This is a genomic window from Salinibacterium sp. M195 (assembly GCF_019443965.1).
Lineage (GTDB): Bacteria > Actinomycetota > Actinomycetes > Actinomycetales > Microbacteriaceae > Rhodoglobus.
Genome location: NZ_CP040814.1, coordinates 2,234,057 through 2,259,979, shown reverse-complemented (window position 1 = coordinate 2,259,979; position 25,923 = coordinate 2,234,057). Strand labels below are relative to the sequence as shown.

General features: G+C 60.5%; 20 protein-coding genes, 1 tRNA gene and 1 riboswitch. Of the genes, 8 read left to right on the top strand and 13 right to left on the bottom strand.

Annotated features, from left to right (window positions below):
* Nucleotides 1-236 precede the first annotated feature (236 nt).
* Nucleotides 237-328: riboswitch (TPP riboswitch) on the top strand.
* The 4 genes from thiM (at nt 320) to FFT87_RS10805 (ending at nt 3,548) form a co-directional block, all read left to right on the top strand.
* Nucleotides 320-1,129 (top strand): hydroxyethylthiazole kinase, encoded by an 810-nt coding sequence (gene thiM, locus FFT87_RS10820; RefSeq protein ID WP_219948733.1) that lies wholly within the window; start codon nt 320-322, stop codon nt 1,127-1,129. Its footprint overlaps the riboswitch before it by 9 nt.
* On the top strand, nt 1,126-1,896 hold the full coding sequence (gene thiE / locus FFT87_RS10815) for a thiamine phosphate synthase (RefSeq protein ID WP_219948732.1): 771 nt from the start codon (nt 1,126-1,128) through the stop codon (nt 1,894-1,896). The genes thiM and thiE overlap by 4 nt, the downstream gene beginning before the upstream one ends.
* On the top strand, nt 1,893-3,398 hold the full coding sequence (locus FFT87_RS10810) for a bifunctional hydroxymethylpyrimidine kinase/phosphomethylpyrimidine kinase (protein ID WP_219948731.1): 1,506 nt from the start codon (nt 1,893-1,895) through the stop codon (nt 3,396-3,398). The genes thiE and FFT87_RS10810 overlap by 4 nt, the downstream gene beginning before the upstream one ends.
* Before the next feature lie 76 nt (nt 3,399-3,474).
* Nucleotides 3,475-3,548 (top strand) — tRNA-Pro (locus FFT87_RS10805).
* A gap of 56 nt (nt 3,549-3,604) precedes the next feature.
* Here FFT87_RS10805 and FFT87_RS10800 read toward each other — a convergent pair.
* From FFT87_RS10800 to FFT87_RS10770, 6 genes are all read right to left on the bottom strand, one after another.
* Nucleotides 3,605-4,795, bottom strand: coding sequence for an IS481 family transposase (locus tag FFT87_RS10800; RefSeq protein ID WP_219948730.1), 1,191 nt, complete (start codon nt 4,793-4,795; stop codon nt 3,605-3,607).
* Between the two features lie 226 nt (nt 4,796-5,021).
* Complete coding sequence (locus FFT87_RS10795) at nt 5,022-5,303, bottom strand: hypothetical protein (protein ID WP_219948729.1); 282 nt, start codon at nt 5,301-5,303, stop codon at nt 5,022-5,024.
* A 62-nt stretch (nt 5,304-5,365) separates the two neighbouring features.
* On the bottom strand, nt 5,366-5,593 hold the full coding sequence (locus tag FFT87_RS10790) for a hypothetical protein (RefSeq protein ID WP_219948728.1): 228 nt from the start codon (nt 5,591-5,593) through the stop codon (nt 5,366-5,368).
* Between the two features lie 676 nt (nt 5,594-6,269).
* Nucleotides 6,270-8,915 carry a DEAD/DEAH box helicase gene (locus tag FFT87_RS10785; protein ID WP_219948727.1) on the bottom strand — a complete coding sequence of 882 codons (2,646 nt, stop codon included), beginning with the start codon at nt 8,913-8,915 and terminating at the stop codon, nt 6,270-6,272.
* A gap of 14 nt (nt 8,916-8,929) precedes the next feature.
* Nucleotides 8,930-10,771 (bottom strand): site-specific DNA-methyltransferase, encoded by a 1,842-nt coding sequence (locus FFT87_RS10780; RefSeq protein ID WP_219948726.1) that lies wholly within the window; start codon nt 10,769-10,771, stop codon nt 8,930-8,932.
* 570 nt (nt 10,772-11,341) lie between these two features.
* Nucleotides 11,342-11,830 (bottom strand): hypothetical protein, encoded by a 489-nt coding sequence (locus tag FFT87_RS10770; RefSeq protein ID WP_219948724.1) that lies wholly within the window; start codon nt 11,828-11,830, stop codon nt 11,342-11,344.
* Nucleotides 11,831-12,530: 700 nt separating this feature from the next.
* Between FFT87_RS10770 and FFT87_RS10765 the strand changes: the two genes are divergently transcribed.
* The gene (locus tag FFT87_RS10765; RefSeq protein WP_219948723.1) at nt 12,531-14,321 is read left to right on the top strand and encodes a DUF262 domain-containing protein; all 1,791 of its coding nucleotides are present in this window, start codon (nt 12,531-12,533) and stop codon (nt 14,319-14,321) included.
* Between the two features lie 278 nt (nt 14,322-14,599).
* Here the strand turns inward: FFT87_RS10765 and FFT87_RS10760 are convergent, their stop codons facing one another.
* From FFT87_RS10760 to FFT87_RS10740, 5 genes are all read right to left on the bottom strand, one after another.
* Nucleotides 14,600-15,565 carry an NAD(P)-dependent oxidoreductase gene (locus tag FFT87_RS10760; protein ID WP_219948722.1) on the bottom strand — a complete coding sequence of 322 codons (966 nt, stop codon included), beginning with the start codon at nt 15,563-15,565 and terminating at the stop codon, nt 14,600-14,602.
* The gene (locus FFT87_RS10755; RefSeq protein ID WP_219948721.1) at nt 15,562-18,336 is read right to left on the bottom strand and encodes an alpha/beta fold hydrolase; all 2,775 of its coding nucleotides are present in this window, start codon (nt 18,334-18,336) and stop codon (nt 15,562-15,564) included. Before FFT87_RS10755 ends, FFT87_RS10760 begins: the two co-directional genes overlap by 4 nt.
* A complete protein-coding gene (locus FFT87_RS10750; protein ID WP_219948720.1) occupies nt 18,330-19,352 on the bottom strand; it encodes a 3-oxoacyl-ACP synthase III in 1,023 nt (340 codons plus the stop codon). Before FFT87_RS10750 ends, FFT87_RS10755 begins: the two co-directional genes overlap by 7 nt.
* A gap of 201 nt (nt 19,353-19,553) precedes the next feature.
* Complete coding sequence (locus FFT87_RS10745; RefSeq protein ID WP_219948719.1) at nt 19,554-20,504, bottom strand: DUF368 domain-containing protein; 951 nt, start codon at nt 20,502-20,504, stop codon at nt 19,554-19,556.
* A gap of 185 nt (nt 20,505-20,689) precedes the next feature.
* Entirely contained in the window at nt 20,690-21,637 is a 948-nt protein-coding gene (locus tag FFT87_RS10740; protein WP_219948718.1) for a hypothetical protein, read from the bottom strand.
* Nucleotides 21,638-21,757: 120 nt separating this feature from the next.
* On the opposite strand from FFT87_RS10740, the gene FFT87_RS10735 reads away from it, so the two are divergent.
* On the top strand, nt 21,758-23,203 hold the full coding sequence (locus tag FFT87_RS10735; protein ID WP_255559673.1) for a threonine/serine exporter ThrE family protein: 1,446 nt from the start codon (nt 21,758-21,760) through the stop codon (nt 23,201-23,203).
* 15 nt (nt 23,204-23,218) lie between these two features.
* Here FFT87_RS10735 and FFT87_RS10730 read toward each other — a convergent pair whose 3' ends face one another.
* Both FFT87_RS10730 and FFT87_RS10725 read right to left on the bottom strand, forming a co-directional pair.
* The gene (locus FFT87_RS10730; RefSeq protein ID WP_219948717.1) at nt 23,219-24,073 is read right to left on the bottom strand and encodes a carbohydrate kinase family protein; all 855 of its coding nucleotides are present in this window, start codon (nt 24,071-24,073) and stop codon (nt 23,219-23,221) included.
* A 27-nt stretch (nt 24,074-24,100) separates the two neighbouring features.
* Nucleotides 24,101-24,316, bottom strand: coding sequence for a hypothetical protein (locus FFT87_RS10725; RefSeq protein ID WP_219948716.1), 216 nt, complete (start codon nt 24,314-24,316; stop codon nt 24,101-24,103).
* Between the two features lie 156 nt (nt 24,317-24,472).
* On the opposite strand from FFT87_RS10725, the gene FFT87_RS10720 reads away from it, so the two are divergent.
* Both FFT87_RS10720 and FFT87_RS10715 read left to right on the top strand, forming a co-directional pair.
* Nucleotides 24,473-25,273: an SDR family oxidoreductase gene (locus tag FFT87_RS10720; protein WP_219948715.1), complete on the top strand. Its 801-nt coding sequence runs from the start codon at nt 24,473-24,475 to the stop codon at nt 25,271-25,273.
* Between the two features lie 139 nt (nt 25,274-25,412).
* Nucleotides 25,413-25,868, top strand: coding sequence for a thioredoxin family protein (locus FFT87_RS10715; protein ID WP_219948714.1), 456 nt, complete (start codon nt 25,413-25,415; stop codon nt 25,866-25,868).
* Nucleotides 25,869-25,923: the final 55 nt, after the last annotated feature.

The window sequence follows — 25,923 nt, the reverse complement described above, 5'->3', positions numbered from 1 at the left end:
GAAAATCCTGTCGTAGTGCAAGCGGTAGGACGAAGCAGCAGCCGGGATCGAAAAGGGTGCACAGATCTTGCGTCATCTTTATTGTTACCGAAGCCAACGACATCCGACAGTGGATTAGTCCACAAAGACTTGCGCCTGAGGCGAACACGGGGCCCAGCGCGCTCGGCCTCGGGCAGCACAGGCGGCGACGGGGAGCACTCCCACGGTCATCCGCAACCCGGTATGTTGGAGGCACAACTTGTGACACGGGGTGCCCTGCGGGGCTGAGAACACACCCGTCGAACCTGATCTAGTTAGAACTAGCGAAGGGATGTCGTGCATGTCGCGTACGCCACCAAACTTACTGACCGCCACTCAAGAAGCACTCGAGGCGGTGAGATCGACGTCGCCGCTCGTGCAGTGCATCACCAATAGCGTGGTGGTTGGCTTCACCGCCAATGCGCTGCTTGCGGTGGGGGCTGCACCGGCGATGGTGGATATTCCCGAAGAGGCAGGGATGTTTGCCGGAGTTGCATCCGGGGTGCTCATCAACTTGGGTACCTGTCGCGAAGAACAGCGTGCTGCCGCGCTCGAAGCTGCACCGGCCGCTAATGCTGCCGGAACGCCGTGGGTGCTCGACCCGGTTGCCATTGGGGCGCTGCCGGTGCGCACGCCCCTCGCGTATCGCTTGCGTGACCTCGGGCCTTCGATCGTTCGGGGCAATGCTTCAGAGATTCTGGCGCTCGCCGAGCTCGGTGCCGGTGGCCGTGGTGTTGATAGTACGAGCAGTGTCGATGAAGCCCTCACCGCCGCACAGGTTGTTGCCCGCGTGACGGGAGGTGCTGTGGCGGTGTCGGGAGCGACCGACATGGTGACCGATGGCGTGAGTGTTGTGAGGCTGTCGAACGGGCATCCGGTGCTGACGAAGGTGACCGGCGGTGGCTGTGCGCTCGGCGCGATGATGGCGGCGTTTGCTGCGGTAACTCCGGATGAGCTGACGGCGGCTGTGGCTGCGACGAGCGTGTACACGGTGGCGGCTGATCTCGCGGCCGAACGTTCGGCGCTGCCGGGAAGCTTTGCGGTTGCCCTGCTGGATGCTCTGAGCGAAGTATCGGTTGACGATATTGCAGCACGGGCGGTAATCGCATGAGCGGCTTCCGGGAGAACTTTGACCTCTCAACTTATTTGGTGACTGACTCGGCCCAGGCGAAAGCTGCCGGTCACGACCTCGTAGATCTCGTCTATGAAGCTGTCACCGGGGGAGTGACGTGCGTGCAGCTTCGCGAGAAGGACATGCCCGCCCGCGAGTTCCTTGATCTGGTGCTGCGAGTGTCTACGGCGGTGGCGCGCAAGGTTCCCGTGCTCGTCAATGACCGGGTCGACGTATATCTCGCTGCGCGCGAGATGGGAGCAAAGGTTGCTGGCGTGCATGTTGGCCAGCATGACCTGCCCTCAGGATCCGTTCGTGCTCTCGTCGGCCCGCACGCGATCGTCGGGCTCAGCGCTGCGACCGAAGATCAGCTGTATGAAGCGAGTGTGGGCTCGGCCGGTGTCGACTATGTCGGTATTGGCGCGCTGCACCCCACCACGAGCAAGAAAGATGCCCCCGAACAGTTAGGCCACGCCCGAATGGCGGAGCTCCTGGCGCTCAGTGCGCTGCCTGCCGTTGCTATCGGTGGAGTGGGACCGGATGACCTGGCCCAGCTGCGTGCTGGCGGTGCCGCTGGCGCTGCCGTGGTGTCCGCGATTTGTGGTGCTGCTGATCCGCGGGAGGCGGCACGAGTGCTTGCCGCGGCTTGGGCTGGAGAGGGTCGTGAAGGAGTGGGCGTGGGCGGAGCAGGATTCGGTGGTGCCGGAGTGGGCGGCGCCGGAGCCTATACCGAATTCGGTGCCGACGACGAGGGGGAAGACGCGTGAGCGGGGTATCTCTCGGTGCTGCGGTTCCCCGAGTACTGAGCATTGCCGGGAGTGACCCTTCGGGTGGTGCCGGTATTCAAGCTGACCTGAAGTCGATCGCCGCTAACGGTGGCTACGGAATGGCGGCGATCACCGCGTTGACAGCTCAGAACACGCAGGGGGTGCGCGGCGTGCATGTGCCGCCAGCTGAGTTCTTGCGAGAACAGCTGGATGCGCTCAGTGACGACATAGCGATTGACGCCGTGAAGATTGGGATGCTCGGCACCGTCGAGGTCGTGAGTGTCGTGCGGGCGTGGCTTGAGGCTGTGCGGCCTCCGCTGATTGTGCTTGACCCGGTCATGGTCGCCACGAGTGGTGACCGACTGCTGGATGCCGAAGCCGAGCAGGCGCTGCGGGACCTCGTGCGGGAGTGTGACCTTGTCACGCCGAACATTCCTGAGCTCGCGATCATCGCCGCGGAACCCGCCGCTGAGACGTGGCCCGAGGTGCTGGAGCAGGCGGCGCGAGTCTCTGCCTCCTACGGGGTGCGCGTACTCGCCAAGGGCGGACACTTGAGTGGGGCAGAGGCTCCGGATGCGCTAGTGGATGCTCGTATCGGGAACGCAGCTGTCGTGACTGAGTTTGCCGGCATCCGCATAGAGACCAGCAACACCCACGGAACCGGATGTTCGCTGTCGAGTGCGCTCGCGACACGGATAGCGGCCGGCGGTGAGTGGGCTGCCGCTGTGGGGGAGTCGAAGCGGTGGTTGAGCGAGAGCATCCGTGCCGGTGCGGCGTTGCAGGTCGGTGGCGGGCGTGGTCCGATTAACCACTTTGCCGGGTTGTGGGAGCGCGGAGGTGTCGAGACGGCGCTGACCGCGGCTGAGGTGCGCGAGCAGTGGTGGGCGGAGATTGCGTCGGTGCGCGCTCAGATCGATGATGGTGCCTTTGTGCGGGCGCTGGGTAACGGTTCCCTCGACCGGGGTGACTTCGTCTGGTACCTGGCTCAGGATGCGCTCTATCTGCGCGATTATGCGCGGGCGCTCGCCGAAGCTGCCCGACTGGCACCCACGGCGGCGGAACAAGCGTTCTGGGCTTCAAGTGCCGAGGGGTGCATCGTGACGGAACTGCAGTTGCACGAGTCGTGGTCTGTGGCCGGTGAGCTGTTCGCGGCTTCGCCCAGTGCGACCACCACCGGATACCTGAACCACCTGTTGGCGACGGCTGCCCGAGGTGACTATGCCGTGCTCGCTGCGGCCCTGTTGCCGTGCTTCTGGGTCTACCACGACGTCGGTTCGCGCCTGCACCCGCTGGCGCATGCTGAGCATCCCTACGCAGACTGGTTGACGACCTATGCCGACGATGCGTTCACGGATGCCACGGAGCAAGCCATCACGATAGTGACGGCGCTCGCGGCAGACGCCACCCCGCCGGTTCGGGATGCGATGCTGACGGCTTTTGTGGCATCGACGGAGCACGAACGCGAGTTCTTCGCCGCCGCGCACGGCATCTCAGCGAACTGATTTGACCTCGGTTGCCGTTTTGGCCCCATTCTGAACATCGGCGCTCAGAATTCGCGGTAAGCTATTCGAGTTGTCGCGGGCTGTAGCGCAGCTTGGTAGCGCACCTGACTGGGGGTCAGGGGGTCGCAGGTTCAAATCCTGTCAGCCCGACAATGTGATGTCGCAAGACATCGGAATAACCTGAACCCACGGATTGTGGGTTCAGGTTATTTTTTTGTGCCGGCGGGTTGATAGTCGCGGTTGAGGTCAATAATGAGCTCCCGCAGGATCTCTCCGGTGGCGGCGTTGATGATGGTGACGTCAAGTTCTTGGATGAGCAGGGTCACGTGGGTTCCGGCGTGGGTTCGGCCGACGCCGATGTGGCGCAGGTGGCCGGCAACGCGAAGGCTGACGGTGCCTGATTTGTCGATGCGGTCGTGGCGAACGCGGTGGTGGGAATCATCACGTGGGGTGTTGTTGGGTGTGGCTTTGATGCTGGTTGTGTAGGCCACCGCTGGTGTTGCGCGGTGCTCGAGTGATCGGTGTGGGCGCCGCTGGTTGTATTCGTCTGCGAACTTGTCCAGCAGTAGTTGCAGCTCGGTGAGCGTGGTCGGTTGCTGGGTTTGGGCTCGCAACCATTTCTTCAGGGTTTGTTGAAAGCGTTCGACTTTGCCTTGGGTTTGCGGGTGATGGGGCGAGCCGTTCTTTTGGATGATCCCGCGGCGGAAGAGTTCTGCTTCCAGGCTGGTGCGGCCGCCACTGTTCTTGCCGCCTGCCAGACGCACGGTGTAAACCATTCCGTTATCGGTCAGCGTTGAGGCCGGATAACCGTGCTTCTGAGCGGTCTGGGTGAACGTGTTCAACACGATCACCGCGGTCACGCGGTGGTGTGTGGAGAGGTGCAACGCGTAACGGGAGTGGTCATCGAGCCAGGTAATGATCTCGGTATCGGCGCCTGGTTCCACGGTAGCGGTGCTGAGGCGGTAGTGGGTGAAGTCGGACTGCCAACACTCGTTGGGTTGCTCGGCGGCGAAATGCAGGTAGGAACTCTTCGGACGTTTCTGTGGTTCGGCCTCGACCAACCCGTGCCGCGTGAGGATGCGGTGGATGGTGGCGCGGTTCAGGGTGATCTGGTGGGTGTGGGTCAGGTGCCAGCCGATGGTGTCAGCGCCGGCATCCAAACCAGCGTTGTCGAGTCGTTGTCGCAGGGCCGTCACGAGGTCGATGACCGCCGCGGGTGTTGCGGTGGGGCTGGTGTGAGGACGCCGGGATCGGGGCTCGAATGCGGCCTCGCCCTCGAGCCGCCAGCGGGTCATGAGTTTCGAGATCCAGCCCTGAGAGACGCCGTAGCGACGGGCGACGTCGGACTGGCTTTGTCCGGCAAGAACGGCGGTGATCACGAGGCGCTGTTTGCTCATGCCTCAGCCTGAACGTATGCCTATGACCTGCGACAGGGTATTCCGATGACGTGCGACACTCTATTCCTATGTCCTGCACCAGAACACTGTCAGCCCGACAATATGAAAAAAGGATCGCCCTTCGGGACCGTCGTTTTTTCTTGTCTCGAGGTCTTGCAGGTGGGGTGCCGTCGCGCTGGGACGGCCGAGCCGAAGGGGTGCAGCCCGACAACTTGCCCCGGATTTCTCACGACGTCTTCTTACAAAGCCCGGGGGCGTTTTCTGCGGGATTTCGGCATTCCGGTGCGCAGGCCAACACGAACTGAACGTATTGCCAGCACGTGTACTGAACCGTCCCGGGCATGATGCCGCCGTTTTGTTTGCAGCTCCGTCGTTTAAATGGGCCGGTTGTTTCAGCGTAATAGTTGGTCTCGTAATCTCCCGGCGGCATGCTGTCGAGCGAGCTGTGAAGGCGACGATTGTTGTCCCAGTCCAGCCAATCGAAGGTGCGTTTCTCGACTTCGGACACGCCTTATAGAGGCCCGGCTGTGAACGGTGATCCCTCAGCGATGGCCTCGTTCGTGTAGAGAATCATCTCGGTTTCGGCGGCCGCGTTGTCGTGAGCGCCGCCGACGGTCCCATGGCGGCAACAAGACCTTCGAGGGCGACGATCTCGCTGAATCTGATGGATGTGTATTGAGATCCGGCGTCGCTGTGATGGATCATCCCGGGTGCTACCGGATGGTCAGCGCTGTCGCGCCGCCAGAACCCCGTCTTCAGGCACTCCTCCACGAACGGAGTATCCTTTACCGTCGACATCGACCAACCGGCGACCACCTTGAAAGACGGGACGATCGCGAAGTCAACGTAGACGAACCCGGCCCAGGTCGCGACATACGTTAAGTCGTTGACCCGGCTGCGCTCCGGGGACGGGGCCGAGAAATCGCCGTTCAGATGGTCCGCCGCCCGCTCTGATTGCCTCCCGTAAGCGGTCCACGACTTCGGTTTGCGGCCTCGGATCAGCCCGATCGTTCCTCCGCGCACATCGGCCGGTCGACGGTGTGTTTAGACAAGTCCGCAAATCCGCTGAGGGCAAGCCACGCCGTCATCTTCCGCTGCCCGTAGAAGAAATCGAGCGTGCGCCGCCATTAGCATCGCGGATCGACAAAGATTTGGGGGTGGCGGGGAGCACGGCGTCGCTGCGCGTGCGCGCGGATTTCCGCCCATGCTCTCCATGACCGATACGACCGCGAAGTGACTTGGATTCCCTGCTCGCGCAGGACCCGCGGGCCAACTCGACTCCGTGGCCGTCCTCCTTCATCTGAATGATGAGGGCGATTATCGAAGGGTGCGAGGAAGGACGCCGGTCTTTACCATTCCGCAGACCCATCACACGCTGATGCCGGAAATCTTGGAGCGCTGAACTTGAATCCGTACCGCCCAGCGCGAAAGGAAGAACTGGATTCATCGTTCGCTCATGCTTCCGATTCTCCTCCTATAGGCGTTCTAGGCGGCTGAGGAAATCTGAAGACGTGAAGCTTCCTGGCAGCGGATCCACACCGTCTTGAAAGACCATGTAGTAGCGATACTTGGGGCCTGCGGCTTTAGCCCAACGGTCCCCAAGCTCGATCTTGCTACGAGAGTCATCATTCTTGCGGTCTGCGCCTTTATACTCGACCAAGACGATCTTGCTGTCGTTGGTGCAAACGATAAAGTCTGGGTAGTGGTTCATCGGCCCGTTTATTTTGAAGGCCCCGGGTGCCCGTTCAGCGACACGATGCCACCACGCCACATTCTTGAGGGCTGCTATCTTCATGATGAGATCGCGTTCCTCGCCGTTCATCTTCCCCTCAGCTTCGTACAGTGAGCCGCCGACGGAGGTGTTGGCCTCGCTGAGGGTGATTTTCTCTGGCAATTGGTAAGTAGCGCGCACAGCGATCGATTCGTCATCGAGGCCTCTATCGAACTCGCCTAGGCGATATGCCGTCAGGAACGCGTCAATCTTGTCGCTGATACGGTTTGCCACTGCCCTCGGTGAGCTCTCTAGGGCTTTGAGCTGTGCGCCGTCGAGGTTTTCGACGACACGCAAGACGTAATCTTTCAAGTCTTGGTTGGTGATCGTGTCGTACTTCTTGTCTAGCAGCGCGACGATCATGCCAGCAGCCTCGCGTACTCTGCTCTCCATCGGTAGTGAGTCGAAGTGCTTACGTAGTTCTTGTTGCTGGCGGCTGGTCATGTTGAACGCTTTGGGCCTATCCCCGTTGTCTTTACGCACGTCGACGGTGACGATCTGCTCGGCAGCGTGAGTAACGTCCACATTCGAGTCTTGACTCTTGAGCGTAAACCCCTCGGTCAGGCTGGCCGGTGAGACCGCTGCAACCGATTCGCCCTCAATCGTTGAGAGTAGGTCGAACGCTTCACTATAGAATCTTGGCAACCGCAAAGCTAAAGCCTGTTCGAGGTACGCCGGATTCATCGCGTAATAAGGCACCTTGCCCTCCAAATCTGCTGGCAGATCGTTCTCGGCCTCACTGGCGAGTGCGTCTTCTGCCTTGCGTTCATAGTCATCACTGATCTGCTCGGCAGCTTTTACCATTTCTTCGATCGAGGCAGGCACCTCGGTTTGCTCATCTGGTGAAGTCCGTTTAGCGACGGTGGTCGCATCGAACTCCAAGAAATCCTCGTTTTCGGCCTCATTGCTGGTGTCCTCGATCGGCAGCGATGGCGTGGGCGGAGCAGGCGGCTCAGGTTGTTGTAGGTCTTCCATGGGGAGCTGGTTGGCTACCCGGTAGTCACGTTCGGTGAAGCCTGCCGCGTTCAGCCCAGACACGACGTTGTCGATAGTTGCCTGGAAGTCGTTGGACGAAGTCAAAACATAAGATGTATTGAGCAGGCCATTAGCGTGACGTTTAGTGTGCGGCTGTCGTAGAACACGCCCAAGAATCTGCTCTACGTCTACCTGGCTGGTTTTGTTTGCCAGCGAGGCGAGCACGTAGGCAAACGGGCAATCCCAGCCTTCCTTGAGAGCGTTGACGGTGATGATGAAGCGGATCTGACACTCAGGGCTGAGGAGGTCGACATTCTTCAACTCGTTGATATCCGCAGTCTTGATAGCAATCTGATCCGCGGAAACCCCCGCTTCGACGAGCTTCGCGCGGAGCTTCTCAAAAGAAGTAGCGTCCTCAGAAGCTCGGGGCTGAGCCTGAAACAAGACGATGGGGCGAATGTACTCGCCACCTGCCGCCTGCCCGGCGATTGCGGCCTGTTCCAACACTTGGCGAACGTCTATGGCATCGGCGATGACTTCTGTTTGAGAAGCCTTGTTGTACACCACGACAGGTAGCTTCACCATGTGCTCGGCCTTGAGCGCTAAAGCATCCACATAGGAAATGATGTTGGAATCTTTCTTAGGAGTGGCGGTTAAATCCAACACGAATGACGGGTTGAAGTTGCGCAGCATCTCCTTTGAGAGGTCGCTTCGTGCATGGTGGGATTCATCCACGATGACAACTGGTTCGAGCTGGTTGATCACCTGGAACAACGCGGTTTCATCCGCGTTTTCGATGCTCACATCGACTGGCCCGAGCGCAGTTCGAAATGGCTCCAACGCGCCGTTAGCCTGGAAAGCCTTACGACCCTCCTTGTTTGCGCTACGGAACGAATCATAGGACAGCACCATCACCGAGAGTTGCTCAGCAACAGTGGCTGGGTTGAAGTTCTGCCCGGCGAGCAGTTCCTTTTTTGAGTAAATCTCAACTCGCGAACCAAAATCAAGATTCAGTTGTTGCCGATACATGTGATTTGGGTCTTTGAGGGCGTCGAGGGTCTGTGTCAGAATCGCATCGGAAGGTACTAGCCACACCACAGCCTGGCGCTTGCGAGCGGGCAGGGCTTGCATGATGGGCTTGACCGAGGCGCAAGCCAATAACGTTTTACCACCACCTGTGGGTACCTTGTAGCAAACGTGTGGCACTGCGTCGATGATGTTTTGATATTGCGTGATTCCATCGCCGCCAATTGGTACCTGTTTGGATGCCCAATACTCCCGGTACGACTCAGAAAGCGAGTTTGTTTGGGTGAGAAAAGTCAGATAAGACGTGAGGTCACTGATCACGCGTTTTTGATACTTCTTGAGTTCCAAGGTGAGTCCTTCTCCTAGAGTCTTGTGATGTCGCGCGGGATCTTCTTAAACGTGATGTTCAAGGCTGAGAGTTCCTGGCTACTGAGCGTGCAGGTGTCCGCGTAGATCACTAGGGCATCTGAAGTTACGCTAGGGGTGAGCGAAGTGACGTACTTGCGTCCCAAGTTCGTGGTCTTGTCTGGCTCATAAATGAAGTGATAGACAGTATCGCGATGGGTGCCCATGTAAAACGGATGTTTTTCGACGCCGCTGGGCGGCAGTGGTGTCTGCGTCTCGGTGAACCAGATGTACTCACGCACCTGATCCACCGGCACAGCCGTATTCAAAATTCCGTCAACGAGCAACGGCTCACCCACCTCGTAGAACGAGAAAGATCCACCAGTTCCCGGCACCTCGTGGTCATGGGTTTGAGTGGCAACAACTTGCACAAATGGCTGCCCTCTCTTGCCTGTCACCTTTGTGACAACCCTGGGACGGGAGACCTTTATATATTTGCCTTTGGCGTCGTCGGCAACCTTTGCAGCTGCACTCAAAATCTCCGGAGCCTTCTCAAGGTTGGCTAAAGTCAATTTCTGCTCAAACAAAATCGCCACTTCGGTGCTCTCACCCGAAAAGCCGTCAATAACCCGGCGCACACGCTCAGCAGTAACCGTCTCGGCATAATCTCCAAGCTCGACCAAAATGAAACTGCGGTTTCCTCCGTCTTTCTTGTTCATATTGAGGACTGCGTGTGCAGTGGTCGCGGAGCCAGCAAATGAATCAAGCACAATGGCGTTCGGGTTGCTAGTTAAAGCCACAACCCACTCAATCAGTGACACAGGTTTTGGGGTGTCAAATTTCTTCGAGCCGAATATCGCCTTAATAACTGAAGTTGCATCCGCATTTGTGCCGTAGCCGTCCAACCAAGTGTTCCAGCCGAATGCGCGCGTTACATCGCGGACTTTTTCATAGGGAACCCACCGTTCAAACTGACCATTTACGGAGACACCTGAATCGTAGGGGGCTAGCTCCCAATGAGCGAAGTCTGGATCTTCTAGCAGTCGTGCCATTCCGCTATGGGCTGTACTCCACCGCCAGTATCCCTCAGTCCCATCATTTTTGAATGGCAGAACCTGGGTTCCATTTGGCGCAGTGATTGGAAACCACAACGTTAGTCTGTCTGAGCGATCGGAGGTAGCTCCCCATTTCCTGAGTTCACGCCCCTTCTTATATGGCCCAATCGTGTCGTTCAGATCAAGTAATCCAGTTGCTTTCTCTTCACGGGCGAGCGCGCTTTGGTCTCCTTTCGTGTAGACAAGGAGATACTCATGCCCGGTGCGTAGTGCTGTCTTGTCCTTGCCACCGCTCGGTTCGGAGCGCACAGGTGCGTAGGCAAGCCTGTTAGACGCCCCAAAGATCTCATTCATTATCTGCCCGAGGTTGGCGAATTCATTGTCATCAATAGAGATGAAAATGACACCGGTGGGGGATAGCAGTTTGTGTAACAAACGAAGTCTCGGATACATCATGGAGAGCCACTTGTCATGGCGGGAGAGGTCTTCGCCTTCTTTCCCCACAACGTCACCGAGCCATTTCTTGATTTGGGGGTCATTGACGTTGTCGTTGTAAATCCATGACTCGTTGCCCGTGTTGTATGGAGGGTCGATGTAAATGCAGTCAATAAGACCCTCATACTGCGGCAGGAGAGCTTTAAGCGCTTCGAGGTTGTCGCCGTGAATGATCATGTTCGGCGAGCCGTTGTCGCCTTCGTGCTGACCGCTCTCGTCGAAGGAATACTGCCGATTGAGGACTCTGAATGGCACATCCAGGTGGTGGGTGACTACTTTTGCTTTTCCAACCCAAGTCAGTTCAGGCATCGGTGTCCTTCTCGGTGGTCTCAATGGTGGCTGCTCCGCCAGTTCGGATCAATTCTCCCGTTTCTGAGATTCCGAATCGCCAGAACCTGCCGACCTTGTAGGCGGGCATGCCCCGTTTATTGAGACATTTGGGGACGGTCTCGCGGCCTATTCCAAGGTATTCCTTCACCTCGTTAGAATCTGCCCATTTGTCGACTGATTCTTCATTCATCATTTGGCCTCGCGTTTCGGAGCGTCGGTGTTCACGACAGAGACAACTGCACCAAATGGTGTTCCCTGGTTTGGAAAAACTTTGATCGTTGTCGCCGATAAGTGTCCAGTGGCTGGTTGCTTTACTTTCTCGGCAATGGGTCTCAAAGGTGCAACTCACCTTCACGACCCCATTCGGTTCGGTGGCAAGGATGGGTAATCGTAAGGTTGCGGGTCGCACGCCGTTCTCTTGTGGGTTGGGGCAGATCATGGATCTGCCCTTCAACGTAGCAGTTCCCGAATTTTGCAATACCCATTCGTGGGTGAACTCGCTCAAGAAAGGTTCGGAGTAGTCGTGCTGGTTATGTGGCTTCGACACGATCACCTCGTCGCGCCGTAGAGCGAAGTGAACGCGCTAGATGCTGGGTCGGACTCACCCTCCAACCGGCGCTGGTAGGTCGCCGCCAGGGTGTCGCTATCCCCGAGTTCTTTGATGATGGTTACAGACCAGTCCGCGAGTGCGGGAATGAACCCATCACGGTCCGTGTCGAGGGTGGTTGGTAGTCCCGCGTTCGCTGCAATCACCGAGCGGCGAGTAGTCAAAACTTCGGGAGAGAGTGTTGCATAGGCCAAGCACCTCCGACGAAATCTTGCCGCCTCGGCGCTGTCGATAGTCGCCGGAAAGGTGTTCTGCGCATCGTGCGTCAGCGGCTTGACGCCGTTACGCAGCTTGCGCCCGTACTCGTCACCGTAGGACCACTCGGCATCAGGGGCGTTGCACAGGGCTTCGAGAAATTTGAGCTGGCTGGCGAGGGGTTGCTGCTTGACATAGACGGCCTTATGAGAGATGCTCAGCTGACTCGTCGCCACGCAGTTCGCCCCTACTCCATCATTGGCCCCGAAAAGAGTCCTGCCAGTCCTGATACTTGCCGCTGCTGCCCATCGGCAGTACTGCTTTACCTCCATAATTTTGAAGTGTGAGGAAGACAGAACGGTTCAAAAGAGGGACAGCTGCCACTCAGTTTTCATTATTCCACTTAACCCGGCGTAGCCCTGCGCAAAACTGCATAGGAATGGATGTAACGGCCGAGCCGATCCGCCGCAGCCCAACAATACGAGAAAAGGACTGTCCATCTGGACGGTCCCTTCTCGTGCTTCGAAGAAGTGCTGCTGGTACCTCGATAACTGTCATAACCCATTGTGTTGGAGCGAAAGCTCAGCACCACCGCGGATGCAGATCGATTCGGTCGTTGTGTTGGTCGCCCTCCCAAATCGTTGCGGCGTTCTTCCCTCGATCACGGTCAACGAGAGTAGTTCGATTGATGTCGTCGCCGCGGCAAGAACGGTTTTCTTCGTGCGGGCGGCTATGAGGTGTCGATTCTCGGACACAGCCCCTTGCTCGCGCTCCAACGATGAACGCTTCGATAGGCTCGATCGACGAGGGCTGCAACGAAGAATCGCCCCGGAGCTTTGCGATTCTGAACGATGGGATTGGTCCTGCCATCGTCTACGGCGCACACGCCGATGACGCCGGGATCTTTCAGATCGCAACAACAGCGAAAGCAGAAGAATGTCGAAGTACAAAGTCACCCAATCTGCAGTTACCCAATTGCTCGAAGACGTTAGGCGAGAGCAGATTGCCATTCCCGAGCTTCAGCGCCCCTTTGTCTGGGACAGCATTAAGGTGCGCGACCTCATGGACTCGTTGTACAAGGGGTACCCGGTCGGCTACTTGATTACCTGGCAATCAGTGGGGGCTCACCTCAAAGGTGGCCAAGTCGCGGCGCATCAACAGATCTTGATCGATGGTCAGCAACGCATTACCGCCCTGCGTGCGGCGGTGGCGGGCATGCCTGTGATCAACAAACGATACAAGCAAGTGCGCATAAAGATCGCCTTCAATCCAATGACAGAGGAGTTCGCGACCACGACTCCAGTCATCGCGAAGAACCCCGAATGGATCTCGGACATTAGCGAGCTCTTCAATTCGACTTCGACGTATGGATTCGTGAAGTCTTATCTCGAATCGAACGCTGTCGAGGACACCGCGGTCGTTGAGGGGAACATTGCGCGCCTCGAGGCCATAAAGAACGCCCAGATCGGCATCATTTCTCTGAACGATGATCTCGATGTCGAAACCGTGTCCGAGATCTTCATCAGAATCAACTCAAAGGGTGTGCCACTGAGCAGCGCAGACTTCGCGATGAGCAAGATCGCGACCTACGGTGATCGTGGGCGTAACCTGCGCAAGCTCATCGACTACTTCTGCCATCTGGCGATTGCACCTCATGCCTACGCCGACATTGCGCAAAATGATTCGGAGTTCGCAGGCAGCCCTTATCTGCAAAAAATTGCGTGGCTGCAGAATGAGTCTGAGGACCTTTACGATCCCGGGTACAACGACATCATCCGCGTTGCTGGGTTGGTCGGGTTTAGCCGAGGCAAGGCATCCTCAATCGTGAGCGCTCTCTCCGGCCGCGACCCCGAAACCCGAAAGGTTGACGAGTCCCGCATCCCGCTCGCCTACGACCGACTCGAAGCGGCGTTGATGGAGATTGTCAATAAGTACCACTTCGACAACTTCCTCATGACGATCAAGTCCGCAGGGTTTATCACTCCCGGAATGATCGGCTCGAAGAACGCACTCAACTTTGCTTATGCGCTCTACCTTCGATTGCGCGCTGACTCCGATATGCCCGAGGGCGAGCGCAAACGAATAGTTCGCCGATGGTTTGTGATGTCCATGCTGACTGCTCGTCACTCAGGCAGTTTTGAGTCGACGTGGGAGCAAGACATGCGGCGCATCTCCTCTGTTGGCGCAGCCGAGTATCTGCAGCAGATCGAAGAGTCGGAGCTTACAGACGGATTCTGGAACGTAGCGCTTCCAGGGGCTCTCGAGACCACAAGCACTGCGAGCCCCTTCTTTCAGAGCTTCCTTGCTGCTCAAGTTGCCAGCCGTGCTCGCGGTTTCCTTTCTCGGAGCATCACCGTTGCTGCGATGCACCAGCAGTCTGGCGATATCCATCACATCGTTCCGAAGGCATATTTGCAGGAGAACGGTTTTGCGGACCGCGGAGACTACAACCAAGTGGCAAACTTCGCTCTAACTGAGACATCCATCAATATCAGCATCGGCAAGCGCGCACCTATGGAATACATGGCTGACGTCACGAGTCAAATCGTTAGCGGCAACCTCAAGCTAGGCGAGATCGTCGATGAAGGAGATCTCGCGGTCAACCTTGCCGAGAACGCAATCCCTGCAAACATTGGGGATATTACCGTGGATGACTACCGAGACTTTCTCCATGCGCGACGGCAGCTGATGGCTTCAATAATTCGGAAACACTTCGAACAACTATGAGTTCGCGTGCGACCACATCGAGTGGGATTGTCGGCCTTGCCCCGACCCGTTGACGGGGTGCCACTGATCTCGGGAAGGGCGTTTCCTCAAGCGGAAACGCTCTTCCCACTGACCGAGTTCTAGTCCTTGCGCTTGTTAGCGGCTTTATCCTTCTTGTCGGCGCGCTTCTCTTTGAGAGACTTGCTGGCTACAGTCTTGGCTGTGGCTTTTTTGGGCGATTTATCGGCCATGACGTTGTCCTCCTGTGAGCCGAGTGGCTCGTGCCCTGAGCGTACCCGTTAACGCTCGTGACGGGCGAGTCGGCGTAGCCCTTCGTCAATACTCACGGCGGGCGACCAGTCCAGGGCCTCGCGGATGTCGCGTTGATCGAACCAGTGCGCTGTCGAAAGCTGTTCGGCGAGAAAGCGCGTCATGGGCGGCTCGTCGGCTCCGGGGCGCACGGCCCACACCCGTTCAACGAGGGAGCCGGCGGTGCGGCCGACCCCGGCCGGGATACTCCAGCGTGGAGGCTGAACGCCCGAAGCGAGGCAGATTCCTGCCAAGATGTCGCCAACAGGGCGCGGTTCACCGTTCGTCAGAACGTACGCCTTGCCGTGCGCGACGTCGGCGCGGTGCAGGGCGGCGACGATTCCTGATGCTGCGTTGTCGACGTAGGTCGTGTCGATGAGGGCGGTGCCGCCATTGAGTAGCGGCAGGCGTCCACGGCGAGCTCGGTCGACGATTCTGCCGACGAGCTGGGTGTCGCCAGGACCCCAGACGAGGTGCGGGCGAATGGCAACCACGCGCATCCGGTCGCTGTCGCTGGCGAGTGCGAGCAATTCCGCTGTGGCCTTGGTGCGCGCGTATTCGCTGCGGGCATGTTCGGGTGACGCGGGTTCGGCGCCAACGCCAGCCAGCGCGGAGCCTGAGTGCGCGACCGATGGCGACGACACCTGCACGAAGCGAGAAACGCCCGCTGCTTCGGCCGCGGCGAGCACGAGCTGTGTGCCCTCCACGTTTACGGCGTGAAACGCGCGCGGATCGCCAGCGAGAGATACCTTCGCCGCCAGGTGGATGACGCCCTCCGCGCCCTCGATCGCACGGGCAACATGATCCGCGTCGGTGATCGAGCCGAGGATGTCGGTGACCCCAGCAACGCCGGACGGTCGTCGTTGCAGCGTGCGCACCTCATGCCCGGCGGCGACAGCCTCAGCGGCAACCGCGCGACCGAGAAATCCGGATGCCCCGGTGACGAGCACGATCACGGTGCGGTCGGCTTTCCGCCAGCCAGCAGTCGCTCAGCCCACAGCGACAACCGCGAGCGGTCGATCTTGGAGTTGTGGCGGATGTCGGTTGGCAGCTCGGGAACAGTGAGCACGGCCACCAGCGGGAGCGTTGTGCTCTCGCGAACGGCCGACGTCAGCTCTGGGCTGGCGAGCCCAGGATTGCGGGTCGGCGGGAGAGTTTCCACCACCGCGACAGCTTGTCGCAGCCCGTGCGGGCCAACGCCGACGACAGCGGCACGGCGCACGGCCGTGACGCCCTCAACATCTTGCTCAGCACCAACGGGCGCGATCGGACCGGTCGCCGTCACAATCACGTGGGGCAGTCGGCCTTCGACCCAGAGGCGGCCGAGGTCGTCGAGGTGACCAACGTCGCCTGTGCGGTGCCAGCGTGCGTGAGGCGCAGCCGGTGCATCCGTCGCGACTGGAGAGTCTGTGACATCCGCGGAATCCACAGCAGCCACCGCATCCGTGTCGATCGTGGTCTCACGAGCAGCTTCGCGATCGGTGAGCCACAGCCGGTCGTAGTGATCCTTCAGGTGCGGCGCCGAGATGATGATCTCGCCCAGAACGCCGGGCTCAGTGCTGGGTGTGCCGGTTGCGGCGCCGTCTGAATCGAGGGCGCTGACGCGAATGAGGTTGTCGCCGATCGGCATCCCGACGCAGACGCCCGTGTCCGCATTGCCTGCGACCGCGCGAATTCCGTCGAGCGTGATGTCGGTCACGAGGAGACATTCGGTCATGCCGTAGGGCGAGTGCGGGGTGGCGTTGGGCATGAGTGCCCCCACCGAGGTGAGCATTTCGGCGCTGATCGGTGCACCGGTAGAGAGGAAGGTGCGCACGCGCTCGAGTTCGCTGTGGTCCTGGGGTGTGAGATCTCCCGCGGTCGCTACGACGTTGAGGATCGCGGCGGGGGAGAGGAACACCATGCTGGCGCCGGATGCCTCCACCGCGGCCGCGACGGCGCGGGCAGTAAGGGTGCGGGGAGAGGAAACATCCATCTCGGGTGTCACTGACCGCGTACCGAGAGCCGGACCCAACAGAGCGAACGGTGCGAACCCTGTCACGAGGCCGGTGTCGGCCGTCACCTCGAAGTGGCGGGCAAGCACGTCGCGCATGGCGGAGAGTTGCCGGTGGCGGTACACGACACCCTTGGCAGGACCGGTTGATCCCGAGGTGAAGAGAATCGCGGCGTCATCTTCGGCGTGCGGCGGCACAGGGAGGGGCGTGTCTGCGCCGAGCGTGATGATGTCGCGGAGGCTGTAGGAGACACCGAGTGCTGCGGCGGAAACCTTCGGCAGTCGCGCGGTCGAGATGCGCACGCCGGGCCAGCCGAGCGTGCGGGCGGCGGTGAGGCCGGGGGCTTCGCCGATGACGAAGTCGGGCCATGATCCGCGCACGGCACGCGTCAATCCTTTGACTCCGAGGCCGGCATCCGCGACGACGACAACAGCGCCGATTCGGAAGCAGGCGTAGACCACGGCGGTCAGGGTCGGCCCTGGTGGGATCAGCAATGAGACCCGCTGGCCTTTGCGCACGCCAATGCTGGTGAGGCCGGCAGCGAGCTGACTCACTCGGTCGGCGAGTTGGCGCCAGCTGACCTGTTGAGCACCACGTCGTCCTCGGGTCGACATGTCGATGACGGCAGTTGCGGTGTCGTCGCGGCGTTGGTCGAGGTTGTGCCAGAGCGGCACGAAGCTCGAGTCGTCTGACTCAGCGGATGCGAGGGCGATCGCTTCCCGTGGGGACGGCGAGGCCGAGCCGGGGTTCGCGAGACTCACGGCGTTGTCGCCAAGCCACGTCAGCACCGATTCTGCATAGGGGGCGTCTTCGGCGACGAGGTGTCCGGCGCCCTCGAAGCGGTGAACATCCGCGTGCGGGAGTCGCTCGATGAGATCGTCGAGGTAGTAGTCACTGAAGATCGGATCGCGTGGTCCCCACAGCATGAGCGCTGGCAGGTCGAGCTTGGCAACGGCGGTCGCGATGCGGTCGAGCTCGCTGAAACTTTCGTGGCCGGCGTCGACAGGGATGTCGGCAACGAAGCCGCCGATTCCGCCACGACGTGCTGCCGTGCGGTACGGCGCACGGTAGGCATCCTTCACCGCTGGGTCGAGCGGTTCAGACGTGAGCGCGAGCGTGGTCTCTAAGAACGCGGGGGTGCGCACGGTGGATGCTGCCAGCATCCCGCGGGCTCGAGCGAGCCGCAGCGGTGCAGGGATCGGCTTGCCGGTCTCATGATGCACGGCGGTGTTTAACAGCATGACACCGGTGAGCTGCTCCGCGTGGTTGACGGCCCAGCCGAGGGAGACGACGCCGCCCCAGTCGTGACCGAGCGAGACAACGGGGCCGTCAAGAGAGAGTGCTTCGGTGAACGCGGTGAGATCGGCAACTCGCTGCGCGAGTGGACGATGGATGCCGGTGCGCTCCGAGTAGCCCATATCGAGCTGGTCGACGGCGATGACTCGCCACGCCGGCGCCCCAGCTCCGGACTCAGCCCCAGCCTCCGCAGCCTGCACGGACTGCGTGAGCAGCTCGCGCCAGTAGTACGACCAGGTCGGGTTGCCGTGGACGGCCAAGACAGTCCCGGCAATGGGGACGCCGAGACGCTCCAGCTCATCGCCGGTGTCGAGGTAGTGCCATTCACGGGTGAGTCCCGCATCCGTACCGCTACCGGGCACAGAAGCAACTCGGCTGAAGCGCGGGTCGAGTCCGGGTAGGTCGAGCGGTGGGCGGGAAGCGGGTTCGGTCACCATGCGAGCTCCATCATTGCGGTGTTGAGTCCGGAGCCGACGCCCATGAGGAGAACACGGTCGCCCTTCTTGAGGGAGCCCTGTGCTTCATCGAGGGTGATGGGAATCGACGCGGGGCCGACGTTGCCGTACTGGGGGAAGGTGGTGGGCACGCGATCGCGATCGAGCTTCGCAGCCTTGACGATGGCGTTGGTGTGCACGGATGACACCTGGTGGGTGACGTACAGATCCATCTTCGACCAGTCCCATTCGGTGGATGCTTCTTTCCACGCCGAAACGACGAGGTCGAGGCCACCCTTGAGAAGCGCTTTCGCGTCGGTGAACATGCCGTCGACACTGCCGACGCAGAGTTCGTGAAACTGGGTTGCCGCGCGCGTGACTCCGCCGAGAATCGGATGTCCAGCAGGGTGTTCGTCGGTGCGCCCCAGTACTGCAGCAGCAGCTCCCGAGCCGAGCGTGAGCGATGCGAATTCGCTCATGAAGCCTTCACGATCAGAATCCTGCTTGAGCAGGCGGTCGATGGTGTTGGTTTGGATGGCGTCAGCGTCTTCGCCATTGACGATGATCGCGTACTTGATCTGGCCCGATTCGATCATGTTCGCGGCAAGGTTCATCCCACTGACGAAGCCGAGGCACGCATTCGCAACGTCGAAGTTGATGGCCGAGCTGGGCAGGCCGAGGCCGTGGTGCAAGCGCACCGCTACCGATGGCTCAAGATGCTTTCGGCTGACAGAGGTGTTGATGAGGAGGCCAACTTCTGAGGCATCCACTCCGGCTTCGGCTAGCGCGCGTTGGCCTGCTGAGACTGTGGCGTCGTCGGATGTTTCGCCGTCAGCCCAGTTGCGGCGCTCGAGTACACCGGCCACCCGCTGTAGGAGTCTGCTGGGCAGCGCGAGGCGCGAGAACGCCGGGGCGAGGCGCGACTCGAGGTCTTCTGATGTGGTTACCCGGCTGGGTAAGGTGCTCGCGACCGACAACAGTGAGACGTTGTTGAAGCGAGTGTTGGCATTTCCGGCCACGAAACCTCCGTCGAGCGAGCCCAGCGGGCTCAGTAAGCAAGAGGCCTAGTTTATGCCAGTTGTCTGAGCCTTACCTTCTGGCGGCGTGGGTGACGCTCGCAAGAACGGCGCAGCGTCACTTGTGCGTTTCTCTGACGTCAGTCTCATGCGCCGTAAACCGCGTGCCATGCTGGCGCGGGGCTTCGCGCAATAAAACACCGCCTAAGCGTCGTGCGGCTCAGGATCCGCGACGATCTCTGGCGAGAGCATCCGCCGCTTCGTGAGGGCTGCTTCTGCGGCGATGATGCCCAGCACGACCGCGGCACCGATGGCGATGAGTAGCAGCACGACTCCGAAGTCAGCTTCGGGTGCCAGCACTTCGCCGGACTCGGTCTGCCAGGGCCAGAGGGCCCGGAGCGAGCCGAGCATGAGGCCCGTCATGATAACGAGGGTGACGCGGCGGCGGTTCTTGAGGAGCCACTGCAGGCCCGAGACGAAGAGGCCGAGGCCGACGATGGCTCCGATGGCGAAGGCTCCGAGGTAGCCGAGGTTGCGGTCGTTCACGGCGGCGAGGGTGGGCGCATACATGCCGAGGATCAGCAGAAGGTAGGAGCCCGAAACTCCGGGGAGTACGAGCGCGCACACCGCGAGGGCCGCAGCGAGTGACACGATGATGAGGGTGGGGTCCGCTTCCCCGCCACGCGGCAAGCCGGTGAGCGCAACAGCGACACCGGCGGCCAGGAGGCCGATCAGAACCTCGGGGAACGTCCAACGTCCGCCGACCATGCGTGCCGGCACGATGAGCGACGCGGCGATGAGTCCGGCAGAGACTGCGCGGGTGCCAGTCGGGTATTGCTCAATCAGAGGAGCGAGCAGCGCTGCGCCGATGACGATGGCGGCGAGCATCCCGATGCCGATAGGCAACACGACATTCCAGCGCACCGAACGGAAGTGGGCGGCAGCGCGCGAGAAGCCGCGACCACGGATGCCGTCGGCAATCGTGAGCGCCACACCGCGGGCGAGATGCCCGGCGCCATCGATGAGCGTGTCGTAGACGCCGACGAGGAGGCCGATGGTTCCGCCACTGACGCCGGGAACGATCTCAGCGAAGCCGATCAGCATGCCGCGAAAGGCATCGCCGACAGTGCGGATGACGGGGTGAACTCGGGTCATCGCTTACTCATTTTCTTCTCATAGTCATCGCGCACAAGTCAGGGCAGTGTGCTGCCCTCGCGCGGGGAGGTCGATTTAGTTTAGGGGGCGCAGTCTGAACGCGTAACGCAGCCGAACCGCTTCGGACACGGCGACAGCGCAATGCGCTACTGAACCGCGTTGCCCCGTTAGTCGCCCACCTGCACTCATGTCTCTGCGCGCGTTCTTAGCCTCGAACGGTAGGCAGCGATCGGCCATTCGACTAGCAGGGCGGACGCAACACCAAAAAGCACACCCGAAAATAGAAGACTCCATTGGGGTAGGGACTGGCCATCGGGGAGGGTCCACCTCGCTAACCCTGTTGCCAAAAGCATCGTCTGGGTATTCTCAGGCTTAGCAGCGGTCTGCCATTGAACGGCGGCAGTTTCGCGGTTTCCGTTTTCGTCTGCAACCGGCCAGCCGGAGCCATAAACCACTGCGCCCTCGACCAATTCGGGCGGGGTGGCACCGTCAAATTGTTCGGTGACCGACGACGTCAACGCTGCTGTTGCGATCGATGAGGCTGACACCTCCATGAGATCAACATCGTTGGAGATGAAAGACACAGAGGGTGTTCGGGCGAGCCGCTGGCCAGCCTGCGAGTCGGTCCAAGTTCCTATCGGAACGCCGCTTAGCCGCGTCGAGCCCACTACGTGAATTACTTGACGTTGGCGATCCTCAGATATTTCTGAGTCAGAACTGCGGCAGGCGGACTCATCGCCGAGGCTTGTGACGTCCCTAAAGCCGGTCCCATCAGCGTTGACAATATCTCCATCCATATTCTGAAGTTGAGCGCCGCAATAAAGGATGAGAGTGAAGGCGGGATTAGGGAGGCCCGCAGCGCTTTCCGCGTATGCGCTGATTTCAACGAAACCGCTAGACGTCATGATCCAGAAGAATGACACAGTCACATCCCGCATTGACGCAACCGATGACTGGCTATCGTCCGCGGTCTGGCCTATCTCGATGTCCCAAACTGAGCCGATTGGGAGATCAACATGTGCAGTGGCTGTGCCCTGCACGCCGAGCCACACTCCCGCGGCGACGAGCGCAGCAATGAGGAGCCACTCAAGGGCGGCCAACCGCCGCCGTGCCGCTAATGCCGATCGGACCATGACGCCCCACCTTCGATGATTCAGCATAAACCTTGAGCGATAAAACCGGTAGAAAATTAGTGTCGGTTGTGACCGCGCACGTTGGGAGAAGATTTGGGCCCGTACCCGTACCCTTGAGACGTGACTACGGGCAACAATCGACTACGCGCATTCCAGCAACGGATCAGTCGATCCCTCATCACTATGGCCGGAGGAGCCCTGCGCTCCAACAATGCGCCCACTCAACTCTTGTCGTTGCCGGGAAGCGAACATCAGCTCTCCCAGCGTCACGCGCGCTCGGTCATCGACCTCTGTTTGCGCGCCGGCGAAGCGATGCTCGCGACCGGAGCATCCGCCGCTGACGTCGTGGCGACCGTGTTACGCATCAGCAACGCCTATGGCGTCACCGGAATGCACGTCGACATCACCTTCACCTCGCTCACCGTCTCGATACACCGGGGGATGAACGAAGACCCCATGTCGATCATGCGCATTGTGAAAGTGCGCACCATTGACTACACGCGGCTGCAGAACGTGTACTGGCTCATCGACGTGATCACTGGGCCCGACGGTCCAGGGGATGTGGATGAGACCCGCGAGGAGCTGGGCGCGATCCTCACCACGCCGCATCCCTACCGACGCTGGGTCGTCACCGCCGGCAAGGGCATACTCGCGGCAGGTGTTGTTGTGATCTTCGGCGCCAGCTTTGTGCTGGTTCTTGTGGCTGCAATATCCGCCGCCCTCTCAGACATACTGACGCGTCGTCTCGAACGTTTGTCTGTCCCCGCATTCTTCGCGCAGATGGCCGCAGCCGGCGTCATTAGCGTCATTGCGGTGTTCATGTTTTGGCTGCGGTCAATCGGGATCGATGTTCCCGGATCTAACAGCCCGACCGTGATTGTGATCTCCGGAATCATCATGCTGCTTTCCGGTGTCGGCCTCACGTCTGCCGCCAGCGACGCGATCGGTGGCTACTACGTCACCGCCACGGCTCGCGGCATGGAGGTCATCATGATGACCCTCGGTCTTGCGGTCGGTATCTCGATCGTGCTCAGCATCTCGTTACGCTTGGGTATCCCGGTGGCGATCGGAGACTCGCTGGGGGACAGCCGCAGTGTTATCTCGGGGATGGTGGGCTCGGCCATCATCGCCGTCGGCTTCGCCCTTGCCTCTTATGTGCGGATGCGGTTGCTCCCGATCATGGCGATGGGTGCCGCCCTCGTGTACGCCGTCTACTGGTTCGTGCTGCCCTTGGCGGCGTCGCCCGGGCTTGCTCCTGCTATTGCCGGAACAGCGGCCGGCGTCGTGAGCTACCTTCTCTACCGTTGGCTGAAAGTGCCAGAAGGCGCCACCAACATGGTTGGCATCATCGCGCTGCTTCCCGGCCTTGCGCTGTATCGCGGAATCTACGCACTCATGGATTCCGAGTTCGGCGTCAGCGAGGCGCTGCCCTCGATGGTCATGGCGCTGGCAACTGGGCTCGGTCTGGCTGCCGGAACAACTATCGGCGGCTTTGTTGCTCGCCGTACCTTCGGATTCGACCGCGCGGCACTGCTCGCGCTGAAGCGGTCGCGGACGCCGCGGTAGTTGGGCTCTCGCGAGTTAGAGCAGCGAACCCTCAACGCAGGGATGAAGGTGCTTCGACTCGAGAGCAACCACCGCCTGCGAGGCTGATGAGGCGAGCGCCCCGTCCGTGTCGGCGCCCGATAGCGTTGCGTGCAGAAAGCCTGCGAAGAATGCGTCACCGGCACCGTTTGTGTCGCGGATTTCGGCAGGCACCGCATCCACTCGGTGGAGTCCGTCGGCGTCGAATGCCATAGCTCCGTCGGCGCCTAGCGTGCACACCACCACGGTGGCGCCCGCATTCACTCGAGCGCGCATGAAGGGCAGGGGATCCGGCATCCCATCGGCGTTCATGAAGACGTGCGACGCCGCCTGAACGAATGGTTCGTGAAAGTCAGACCGGCCATCGTAATCGTGGAGATCGGTCCAGATGGGGAAGCCCGATGCCACAGCCTCGGGGAGGAGCGACCGAGATGTTTCGGATAGGTCCATGACGAGCGCCTCCGCGCCGTCGGCCAGCGTGCGGAACCGGGCAACATCTGGCTCGACGAAAGCGGGAGTCGACAGGTAGAGCGACACTCGCTCGCCAGAGCGGGTCATCAGATTCAGGTGGCGTTCGCTACCGCCGGGGACGACGATGCAATCCAGCTCAATGGCGGCCGACTCGAGGACGGAGCGCAGTCGGCTAGAAGCCGCGTCTTCACCGACAGTCGTAAGGCAGCGGACCTTTCGGCCCAGCCCGGCCAGGTGCAGCGCCTTACCCGCGGAGGTGCCGCCAATGGTCTCGAAATCTTCCAACGCAAACTGCATGTGCGGGCGAGGTGCGGGCAAGTGGTCGAGATAGACAATGCTGTTCCACGACACGGGGCCAGAGATGAGGATGCGGTTCGGCATCCTCACACAGTACCGATGCGAGCAGCGTTAGGTCGTGTGGCAGGTGATGGCGCACCAGTAACAGCCGTTGACCTGGGGGTACTGGCCCTTCGCAGCATCTACAGCATCGCTGCACGAGGCGAACTCGCCGAGATCGGTGCGATTCTCGACGCTAGGCAGACAGCCTCGGGTTGACGCCAAGTCGTGAACTTCGTGGTCGCCGGATTTGGGCTGGGCGTTCTTGTTTACGGTGAAGTAAGGCATGAGCTCCTCTTTTCCGTTTCACGTCATTGTGTGAGGAACAGAATACCGACCTATTCGGAGAGCGGCCAGATGTTTATGGTACCGTTCGGTACAGAACGAGAGTTTGTTTCCGGGTCGCCCTCGCGGCCCGTCCCCACAATAGGAAGGATCCCCACAATGGATCTCAACAACCGCCGCGGAATCATCACCGGAGCCGGCCAAGGAATCGGGCAAGCACTCGCCCTCGAATTCGCTGCCAAGGGCGCACACCTGCTGCTCGTCGGGCGCAAGGAAGCCACGCTGCAGGAGACTGCCGACCTCGTAAAAAACGCCGGTGGAACATCCGAAATTCTGGTTCAGGACCTCGGGCAAGCGGATGGCGCGCAGAACGTCGCTGACGCTGTGAAGTCGTGGGACACCATTGACCTTCTCGTCAACAACGCCGGAAACGTGCGTGCTGGACGACTCGAAGAAGCCACCGCAGCAGAAGCCACCGCGATGATCGACCTCAACCTCACCGCGCCAGTACTGCTCACGCAGGCACTGTTGCCGCAGCTTCGCACCAGCGGTGCGGCCAACGGCAGCCTCATCCTGAACATCTCGAGCGAGATCGCCCTCGTCGCGATGCCGTTCTACGCCGTCTACGCCGCCACCAAGACGGGACTTGCTGCCTTCGGTGAAGCAATGCGTCGCGAACTGAACGGCACCGGCGTGCACGTCGCAACCGTCTACCCCGGCGCTACCGACACCGCCATGATGAGCACCCAGAACGCAGACTGGACGCGTCGCCCCGTCTCCGACGTTGTCGCTCAGGTCATGACCGGGCTCGCTGCCGGAGAGCACGAGATCAACGCCTCAGCCCCCGACGGCCGCGGAATGCAGGAGCTCAATGCTTCTGACCCGCTCGCCGTTGATGCCGCGATGGCTCCCGGGCTCGCCGACATGGAAGCTGCTGTGAAGGACCACAACAGCATCTAGTCGTTGCAACTTCGAGAGGCGCCACATTTTTGGCGCCTCTCGGAATATCCGAAGCCCCATTCGCCTTGTCATCTGAGTAACTTCTCGTCACAAAACGATGACGCAACAGAAGCCCCCATACTCTTGAAAGGTGAACGCCGTGGAAACCCTGACTGTGCTTCTTGGCCTCGTGGCACTCGCCACCGCGCTGGGCCTGGTCTGGCGTGCTCGAACCGGCCGCATTAAGCACACTCGAACCACCAGCTCAACCGCCGCAACTGAAGAGAACCGCATCACGATTCCCGGTGCTGCCTCGTTCGGTAGCCGCGTCACTCTGGTTCAGTTCTCCACCGAAGCCTGCGCAATCTGCCCAACGGTCCGCACACAGTTGAGCGCCCTTGCCGATGACCTCGATGACGGAACCGGCTCAGTCGTTCACGTCGACGTGGATGTCACCTCGCGCCCCGAGATCGCCAACCAGTTCAACCTGTTGCAGTCTCCGACCACGTTCATCCTCGATGGCAACGGTGTGCTGCAAGCACGCATCGGCGGAGCCCCCAAGATCAACGACCTCCGTGCCGAACTGAGCCGGATGCTCGGCCCGGTGTTGGTCTAACGGCCAGTCACCGCACCCATCCATCCTGAGACAGCGCTCCGGTACGGAGCAACAC

Bases quoted from the DNA above. Each gene is read 5' to 3' on its own strand.
- FFT87_RS10790 (WP_219948728.1), bottom strand. From the start codon at position 5,593: ATGTCGACGGTAAAGGATACTCCGTTCGTGGAGGAGTGCCTGAAGACG.
- FFT87_RS10755 (WP_219948721.1), bottom strand. From the start codon at position 18,336: ATGGTGACCGAACCCGCTTCCCGCCCACCGCTCGACCTACCCGGACTC.
- thiE (WP_219948732.1), top strand. From the start codon at position 1,126: ATGAGCGGCTTCCGGGAGAACTTTGACCTCTCAACTTATTTGGTGACT.
- FFT87_RS10730 (WP_219948717.1), bottom strand. From the start codon at position 24,073: ATGCCGAACCGCATCCTCATCTCTGGCCCCGTGTCGTGGAACAGCATT.
- FFT87_RS10725 (WP_219948716.1), bottom strand. From the start codon at position 24,316: ATGCCTTACTTCACCGTAAACAAGAACGCCCAGCCCAAATCCGGCGAC.
- FFT87_RS10800 (WP_219948730.1), bottom strand. From the start codon at position 4,795: ATGAGCAAACAGCGCCTCGTGATCACCGCCGTTCTTGCCGGACAAAGC.
- FFT87_RS10745 (WP_219948719.1), bottom strand. From the start codon at position 20,504: ATGACCCGAGTTCACCCCGTCATCCGCACTGTCGGCGATGCCTTTCGC.
- thiM (WP_219948733.1), top strand. From the start codon at position 320: ATGTCGCGTACGCCACCAAACTTACTGACCGCCACTCAAGAAGCACTC.
- FFT87_RS10740 (WP_219948718.1), bottom strand. From the start codon at position 21,637: ATGGTCCGATCGGCATTAGCGGCACGGCGGCGGTTGGCCGCCCTTGAG.
- FFT87_RS10780 (WP_219948726.1), bottom strand. From the start codon at position 10,771: ATGCCTGAACTGACTTGGGTTGGAAAAGCAAAAGTAGTCACCCACCAC.
- FFT87_RS10720 (WP_219948715.1), top strand. From the start codon at position 24,473: ATGGATCTCAACAACCGCCGCGGAATCATCACCGGAGCCGGCCAAGGA.
- FFT87_RS10765 (WP_219948723.1), top strand. From the start codon at position 12,531: ATGTCGAAGTACAAAGTCACCCAATCTGCAGTTACCCAATTGCTCGAA.